Annotated in this window: 5 protein-coding genes; 3 read left to right on the forward strand and 2 right to left on the reverse strand. The window is 75.6% G+C overall.

Annotated elements, in window-relative coordinates; genetic code table 11:
- Positions 1-42 precede the first annotated feature (42 nt).
- The gene (locus tag AB0H81_RS28590) at positions 43-1,323 is read left to right on the forward strand and encodes a D-arabinono-1,4-lactone oxidase (protein ID WP_358380747.1); all 1,281 of its coding nucleotides are present in this window, start codon (positions 43-45) and stop codon (positions 1,321-1,323) included.
- 9 nt (positions 1,324-1,332) lie between these two features.
- Here AB0H81_RS28590 and AB0H81_RS28595 read toward each other — a convergent pair whose 3' ends face one another.
- Positions 1,333-2,379 (reverse strand): hypothetical protein, encoded by a 1,047-nt coding sequence (locus AB0H81_RS28595; RefSeq protein WP_358380749.1) that lies wholly within the window; start codon positions 2,377-2,379, stop codon positions 1,333-1,335.
- Between the two features lie 115 nt (positions 2,380-2,494).
- On the opposite strand from AB0H81_RS28595, the gene AB0H81_RS28600 reads away from it, so the two are divergent.
- Positions 2,495-3,619, forward strand: a complete 1,125-nt coding sequence (locus AB0H81_RS28600; protein ID WP_358380751.1) for a protease inhibitor I9 family protein — start codon at positions 2,495-2,497, stop codon at positions 3,617-3,619.
- A gap of 161 nt (positions 3,620-3,780) precedes the next feature.
- Positions 3,781-6,519 carry a septation protein SepH gene (gene sepH / locus AB0H81_RS28605; RefSeq protein WP_358380753.1) on the forward strand — a complete coding sequence of 913 codons (2,739 nt, stop codon included), beginning with the start codon at positions 3,781-3,783 and terminating at the stop codon, positions 6,517-6,519.
- Positions 6,520-6,615: 96 nt separating this feature from the next.
- Here sepH and AB0H81_RS28610 read toward each other — a convergent pair.
- The coding region (locus AB0H81_RS28610) for a PH domain-containing protein (protein ID WP_358380755.1) at positions 6,616-7,835 on the reverse strand (1,220 nt) is incomplete at its 5' end.

Consider the following 7,835-nt stretch of genomic DNA (forward strand, 5'->3'; position numbering starts at 1 on the left):
GTATCGTTCACGTTTGACGGAACGAGCCTCGAAGGGGCGTCCATGGTCTTCACGAACTGGGCCCGCAACCAGTCGGTCACCCCTCACGAGGTGCGCACGCCCGCCTCGGCGGACGAGGTCGCGCGCGCGGTGCGCGACGCCGCCGCGGCCGGGCGGCGCGTCCGCATGGTCGGCACGGGCCACTCCTTCACCGGGGTGGCCCTCACCGACGGCCTCCTGCTCCGCCCCACGGCGCTCACCGGCGTCCGCTCCTTCGGCGGCGACCGCGTCACCGTGCTCGCCGGGACGCCGCTCAAGCTCCTCAACGAGCTGCTGCACGAACGCGGCCTGGCCCTGGCCAACATGGGCGACATCACCGACCAGACCGTCGCCGGCGCCATCCAGACCGGCACCCACGGCACGGGCCGCGACAGCGGCGGCCTCGCCGACCAGGTCACCGAGCTGGAGCTGGTGCTCGCCGACGGCTCCCTGGCCACGGCCGTCCCCGGCGACGACCTGTTCGACGCCGCCCGGGTCGGGCTCGGGGCGCTCGGCGTGCTGACCGCCGTGACGTTCCGGGTGGAGCCCGCGTTCCTGCTGCGCAACCGGCGCCGCCGGGCCACCCTGACCGGCATCCTGGACACGCTCGACCAGGTCACCGCCGGCAACGAGCACCTCGACTTCTTCTGGCTGCCGCACACCGACGCGTGCCTGGTCAAGACCAACAACCGCGACCCGGGGCCGCCCAGCCCGCCCGGCGCGTTCAAGCACTGGCTGGACAACGTCTTCCTGGAGAACACCCTCTTCGGCGCCGCCTGCGCCACCGGCGCCCGCTTCCCCGCGCTCATCCCCCGCATCAACGCCGTCAGCGCGGCGGCGCTCGGCGACTCCGAGGCGGTCGACACCTCCTACCGGGTCTTCACCTCCCGGCGCGACGTGCGCTTCCTGGAGATGGAGTACGCCGTGCCGCGTGAGCACCTCGCCCAGGCCCTGCGCGAGACGCGCGACCTGGTCGAGCGGATGGACTGGAAGATCACCTTCCCGGTGGAGGTGCGCGTGTCGCCGCCGGGCGACGCGTGGCTGTCCACCGCGTACGGGCGGGCGACGGGGTACATCGCGTGCCACATGTACCGGCCGACGCCGCACCCGGCGTACTTCGAGGGCGTCGAGGAGATCATGGTCCGGCTGGGCGGCCGGCCGCACTGGGGCAAGCTGCACACGCGGGACGCCGCGTACCTGAAGGGCGTCTATCCCCGCTTCGCGGACTTCGTGGCGCTGCGCGACCGGCTCGACCCCGATCGCCTGTTCGCCAACGACTACCTGGACCAGGTCCTCGGCGCCTGACCCGCTCCCCTACTGCGGCTGGACCTCGTCGGTGTCGGGCCGCGGCTCCTCCTCCACGACGTCCGGCTCGGCGGTCTCCTCCGGCGGCGCGCTCGTGGCGGACTCGGTCGGGCGGGCCGAGCCGGTCTGGGTACGCGTGCCCGTCGGGGCGGGTGTGGGCGTGGCCGTGGCGGTGCTCGAGGCCCGGGTGCGCGACGGCGTCGGCGTGGGACTCGGGCTGGGCGTGGCGGGTACGGCGGTGGCGGTGCGCCCGTCCATGGTGGGGACGGGCTCGCTGGCCCGCGGCGCGGGGTCGCGGGCCGAGTCGTCCTCGCGTGCCGGCGCCACCTTCTGCTTGGCGGCGGGCACCTGGCCGGTGAGCTGCTCGTGGACCGTCGTGTGAGCGATGCCCTGGTACGCCAGGATGCTCCCCATGCTCACCCCGAACACCAGGCCCGCCGCCGCGGCCACCTTTCCCCAGGCGGGCATGCGCCCCACGGGACCACGCGCCGGCGCGGCGGGCGCAGCGGCACCGTCCTGCGCGGGAAGCCGCGCGGTGTCGCCGGGGGCCTGCGCGGGAAGCGGAGCCGTGGCCGGGGCTGCGTCGTACGCGGCCTGGACGGGAACGGGCGCGGCCTTGGCGGGAAGGGGCGCGGTCTGGGCGGGCAGGGGCGCGGTCTGGGCGGGCAGCGGCGCGGTCGCCTCGATGGCGGACGGGAGTGCGACGGGGGCGGTGAGGGGTGGCATCACCACGGTCTCGTCCTCCGCCCCGGCGCCCCGCCCGTGACCCGGAGTGGTGGCGTGAACGGCCATGGCGAGCGCCCCCTGCCCCTCGTCCTCCTGCTCCTGACGGCGCCGGACGATCGCCGTACGCTCGATGACCTTGTCGCCCGTCTGCTTGAGGTAGTGCGTGTAGACGGCGGTGCCGACCGTGCTGGCCACGCTGACCACCGCGGCGCCTATCACCGTTCCCGCGACCCCCAGGTAGGACGCCGCCACCGCGGCCGTCACCGCCGCCAGGGCGCTTCCCCCGATCTGCGGCACGCTCAGCTCGAACCTCCGCTGCTCGCCGCCCATCCCGTGGATCAGTCCTCTCTCTCGTCATGCGTTAGGTAAAGAGCTTTCTCGTGAATAGACGCGAGCGCGTGTCCTGTTGTTCCTGTGACGTGGGTGACAGGCACCCTCAGGGCTCGTGCCCCGACGATCCGGCCCGCGCTTCGAGCGCGTCCACACGCGTGTCCCCCTGACGTCCACGCGTGGCTCCCTCTTCCGTGTCCGGTCCGTGTACGTCGCCGCCGCCGTGGCGACGGCCGCGGCCACGGTGGCGTCCCCCGCGATGACGCCCGCCTCGGGGGTGGCCGCCCGCCCCGTCGTGGCCGAGGACGCCCGGCCGTACCTCGTGACCGCGCGGAACCGGGCCGCCGCGCGAGATCTCGTCGGCGAGGTGCGCTGGCGGGTGCGGCGGTACTACACGGCGGCCCTGCCGGGGTTCGCCACGTGGCTGAGCGCCGCCGAGATCGTCGAACTGCGTGCCGACCCGCGGGTACGGGCCGTCGAGCCGGACCTGCCGACCCGGCCGGTCCCGGGCCCGGGCGCCACGCCGGAGGACGCGGCGCGGGACGTCGCCGTGGGCGGTGCCGGGGTGACGGTGTACATGGTGGACAGCGGTCTCGACGTCGGCCGGGCGGAGTTCGGGGACCGGGCCTGGCACGCGTTCGACGCCACGGGCGGCACCGGGGACGACTGCACCGGCCACGGCACGCGCGCGGCGCGCCTGGTCGCGGGGCGGGAGCACGGGGTGGCGCCGCGGGCCGGGATCGCCTCGGTGCGGGTGCTGGGCTGCGGCGCGACCGGCAGCCTCTCGGACACGATCGCCGGGCTCGACTGGGTGCGCAGGCACGCGCGCCGGCCCGCCGTGGCCGTCCTCGGCGTCACCGCCGCCCACCCGCGCCCCGGCTCGGGGACGCGTACCACGGACTCGGGGACGCGTGTCCCTGGATGGAGGGCGCGTACCACGGACTCGGGGACGCGTACCACGGGATCGACGACGCGCGCCACGGGAGCGGCGGCGCTCGACACGGCCGTGCGGCGGCTCGCCCGCTCCGGCGTCCCCGTCACGACGAGCCCCAAGGAGACCGCCGCCGCCATCCGGACCCTGCGCCCCCACGACCGGACCACCCGCTCCCGGAACCTCCCAGATCCGGGGCTCCATCTCTCCACCCGGCCGTTCACTCCTGCCTCTTGGCCGAAGTGGACAGCGGGAACGGCCTCCATTCGCCAGAATCCGTCGAGGACTCTCCGGACCGGCGGGCTCTGAAAAGGATGGAAACGACAAATGTGACCGGCGTCACATCGCCCCGGGGCTATCCCAGGAAGGCGATGTTCGGACATGCCGGGTACGGTGCTGGCAGGCAACCGGCACACGCGAGAGACTCAAGGGTCCGGGGGAAGAATGAGCACGCTGACGAAGGGACTCGCATGCAGGAGCTCCGACTCGTCGCGGTAAGTGAGGACGGCACCTATCTCGTGCTGGCGACTGCCGGGCGAGGCACCCGCTTCACACTTCCCGTGGACGACCGGCTCCGTGCTGCCGTCCGCGGCAACTTCTCCCGTCTCGGCCAGTACGAGATCGAAGTGGAGAGTCCGTTGCGCCCCAAGGAGATCCAGGCGCGCATCCGCGCGGGAGAGACCGCGGAGGAGATCGCCGCGACCGCCGGCATCCCGGTCGAACGCGTCCGCTGGTTCGAAGGACCGGTGCTCCAGGAGCGCGAGTACGTCGCCCAGCAGGCGCAGCGCGTCGCCGTCCGCATGCCCGGCGAGTCCTCGTCCGGTCCCACGCTCGGCGAGCTGGTCGCGGAGCGACTCACCCGCCGGGGCGTGCCCACCGACGAGATCGACTGGGACTCCGCCAAGCGCGACGACGGCCTCTGGCGCGTCAAGCTCGGCTACGTCTGGAACGGTCACACGCGTCACGCCGAATGGCTCTTCGACCCGCGCCGCCGTCACGTGACCCCCCACGGCGACGAGGCGCTGCGGCTGTCGTCGGCCGACTTCGACCCGAGCCCTCCGGTGGAGGACACGACGGTCACGCCGTTCACGCCGCGGGTGGCCAAGCTCCAGCCGGTGCCGCCGCTGGCCTCCGCCGACCCGGTGCCGTTCCCCTCGGTGGGGCGGCGCGACCAGGAGCCCGAGGAGCCCGCCGTGGGCTTCCCCTCTCCTGGGCGCGGCTCTGAGGGCATCTACTCCCGCCCGCCGGCGGAGTTCGGCTTCGACCGTCCCCCGGCCCCGTCCCCCGGCGCGTCCTCCCCGGGCGCCGCCGACTCCGGGGACCACGGGCCCACGGGTGTCCCGGGCACCGGCGCGGCGGCCGACCGCGGCGCCGCGCAGTCCCGTCCGGGTGACGCCTCACGCCGTGGCGGTGCCCCGGCGTGGCTGCCCGACTTCGGGGCCGGTCGTACGAGCGACCGCGGCACCGGGCACGAGGCCGAGGCGTACTACGCGCCCGCCACGCACCCGTCCCAGCAGCGTCCCGCGGACACGTTCCCCGGCACGCCGTCCAGCCAGCCGACCCCGGCGTTCCTGCCGGCCTCGCCGCAGCTGCCCGACACGGGCCGGACGCCCGACGCCCCGTCGCAGGCCGTTCCGGGACAGACCTCGACTGAGGCTGTCACGGAACAGGCTCCCTCGGGGGCCGACGTTCCGGCCGCGCCCCCGCAGCCTCCGGCCCAGCCGGAGCCGCCCACACCCGTACCGTCCGCGGTCGCACCGTCCGAGGCCCCCCAGCCCGGGGCCCCGCAGTCCGAGGCCGCCCCGAGCGCCGGGCAGGAGCCCGCGACCGAGCCGTCAGGCGACGCCGCCGCCAGTGCCGCGCCCCGGCCCGTCGAGGCAGGCGCGGCCGAGCCCACCGGTGAGGCCGCCGCGTCCGCGACCCAGCCCGCCCCGGAAGCCGTCAGCGCGTCCACCGCGGCCGAGCCCACGCAGGCACCCGCGGCCGAGAACTCCAGCACCTCTGCCGCGCAGCCCACCGGCGCACCTGCGACCGGCGACCCCGGCAGCCCGGCCGTGGCGCCCGCGACCAGGCCCACCACGGAGCCCATCGCGGAGCCCATCACGGAGCCCATCGGCGCACCGGCCACGGAGCCCGTCCCGGAGCCCGCGACCATGCCTGCCACGGCCCCTGTCGCGGAGTCTGTCGCGGAGTCGGCCGACGCACCTGCCGCCGAGCCCGCCGCCGCGACGCCCGCCACCACGACGCCGGTCGACGAGTCTCCGGCCGCCGACACCGCGGAGTCCAGCGCACCCGCCACCACGACCGCCGAGGAGCCGCAGGCCACCGCCACGACCACCGACGACACGGCCGTGTCTGGCACTCCTCCGACGGCCCCGACCGCTGACGTGGCTCCGGCCACTGACGCGCCTCCCGCCGCTCCTACCGCTGACGCGCCTCCGACGGCTCCGGCCGCCGAGCCCGGCAGCGCATCCGCCGCGGAGTCGGCCGACGCACCTGTCGCCGAGCCCGCCGCGGTCGCCGAGCCTGCCACCACGACGCCCGCCGACACGACGCCGGCCACCGAGACGCCGGCCGCCGACACCGCGGAGTCCAGCGCGCCCGCCACCACGACCGCCGAGGAGCCGCAGGCCGCCGCCACGACCACTGACGACACGGCCGTGACCGGCACGCCCGCCACCCCGACCGGTGACGCATCCACCACCGCGACCGGTGACACGCCTGCCACCCCGACTGGTGACGCGTCCGCCGCCACGACCGGTGACACGCCTGCCGCCACGACCGGCGAGACGGCGCCTGCGGCCTCCGAGGAGGCGAAGCCGCCCGTACCCAAGCCGAAGCCGGCGCCCACCCGGCAGGCCGCCCCCCAGAAGGAGGAGACGGCTCAGGCGGACACCGTCCGCGAGGACACGGCCACAGACGACGCGGCCAAGGACGACGCGTCCACGAGCGACGCGTCCACGGGGGAGACGGACAAGGACGTGGCCGCCAAGGACGACGAGCCCAAGGCCGGGCCGAAGGACGAGCCCAAGCCCGACACCCGAAACGAACGCGGCAAGCGTGGGCCGTCGAAGGACGGCTCTCCCGTGCCGGTGCCCTCGCCGCCGCCCGCGCCGGCGGCCCGGCAGGCGCGCAAGGGTTCGAGGGGGCGCCGCGCCTCGGTGCCCACCTGGGACGAGATCATGTTCGGCGCCCGCCGCCAGGACTGACGCGGCAGGCGGCATCCCCGGCCCTGACGGGGCGGGCGGCATCCTGGGCGACGCCTACGACACGGCGTCCCCAGGACCGCCGCCTACGCCCACGCGTCAGGAAGCCGGAGTCTCGCCCTCGCCCGCCCTCTGGTCATCGGACGTCCGAGGCCGGTTCTCGCTGTCACCACCGGCCGCGCCTCGCGACGCCTCACCCGCCCCGGCGCCCGGCCGCTCCTCGGAACGCGCCCCAGCGGGCGGCCCCTCCTCAGAGCGCGTCCCCACAAGCGGCCCCTCTTCAGAGCGCGCCCCCACAGCCGGCCCCTCCTCAAGAGGTGCACCCGCCAGGAACGGCGTCAGCCAGTCCGGTGTCACCTCGGCCGGCAGCCCGACCACCTGGGCCCGGGACACGTCCACGGCCGCGTAGCCGCCCTTCCCCGCCCCGACCCCGGCGATCAGTGTGAACACCCCGGCCCGCCGCTGGAACCACGTCTGCCTGATGCGCCAGCCCACCACCGCGCGCCGTTCCACCACCGCCTGCGCCCGCCGGAGCGAGCCCGAGCGGACCGCCAGCCGTACCCCGTCGTAACCGTGGCCCAGCGAGTGGTAGCGGTCGATCCCCAGCGGCACCCCCAGGAGCGCCAGCAGCAGCGCGGGCACGGCGAGGAACCACCACAGCGGCGATCCCGTCGCCGCCTCCGCCAGCACCGCCAGGACCGTGAGCGCCGCCCACGGGAAGACGGCGCGGAACAGGCGCCGGTTGCGGGCGATGGGCGGGTGGGGGCGCAGCCCGGCCCGGTAGGGTCCGACGGCGTCGGCCGTGACCTGGACGGCCACCGGCCGCGGAACGTCCGGCAGGAGCTGGCCGCGGGTGGACGAGTCGCCGAGCCCGGTCACGATCGCCCAGACGCGTACGACTCCGGCCCAGCGCTCCGCGAAGCCCTCGACGATCTCGTACCCGCGCACCCGCCGGGACTCCAGCGACACGCTGCGCCGGTTGACCAGGCCCCGCTCGGCCACGAGGTAGCCGTCACGCTCCATGAGCCGGAAGTCCCAGTTGAACACCGCGTACATGACGCCGCCCGCGAACGGCATCGCCAGCACGAGCAGCACGGCGACCCCGAGCAGCAGGTACGGGTGGTGCCAGAGCCACTCGCCGGCGGTCCAGGCGGCGTCGCGGCCGAAGCCCAGGTCGTTCCCCCACTGGAACACCAGCCCGACGGCGCCGCCGGCCAGCGCGAACGGGGTCAGCAGGTACGCGCCGGACAGCGGGCCGTACAGCAGCCACGCCCGCGGCACCGCGACGATCGTGCGGCCGGAGCGCGGCGCGGCGGGCG

Origin of the sequence: Nonomuraea sp. NPDC050691 (assembly GCF_040654455.1) — a bacterium.
GTDB lineage: Bacteria > Actinomycetota > Actinomycetes > Streptosporangiales > Streptosporangiaceae > Nonomuraea.

Excerpts from the sequence above, each read along its gene's own strand:
- AB0H81_RS28590 (WP_358380747.1), top strand. The coding sequence starts at position 43 with ATGGTCTTCACGAACTGGGCCCGCAACCAGTCGGTCACCCCTCACGAG.
- AB0H81_RS28595 (WP_358380749.1), bottom strand. The coding sequence starts at position 2,379 with ATGGGCGGCGAGCAGCGGAGGTTCGAGCTGAGCGTGCCGCAGATCGGG.
- sepH (WP_358380753.1), top strand. The coding sequence starts at position 3,781 with ATGCAGGAGCTCCGACTCGTCGCGGTAAGTGAGGACGGCACCTATCTC.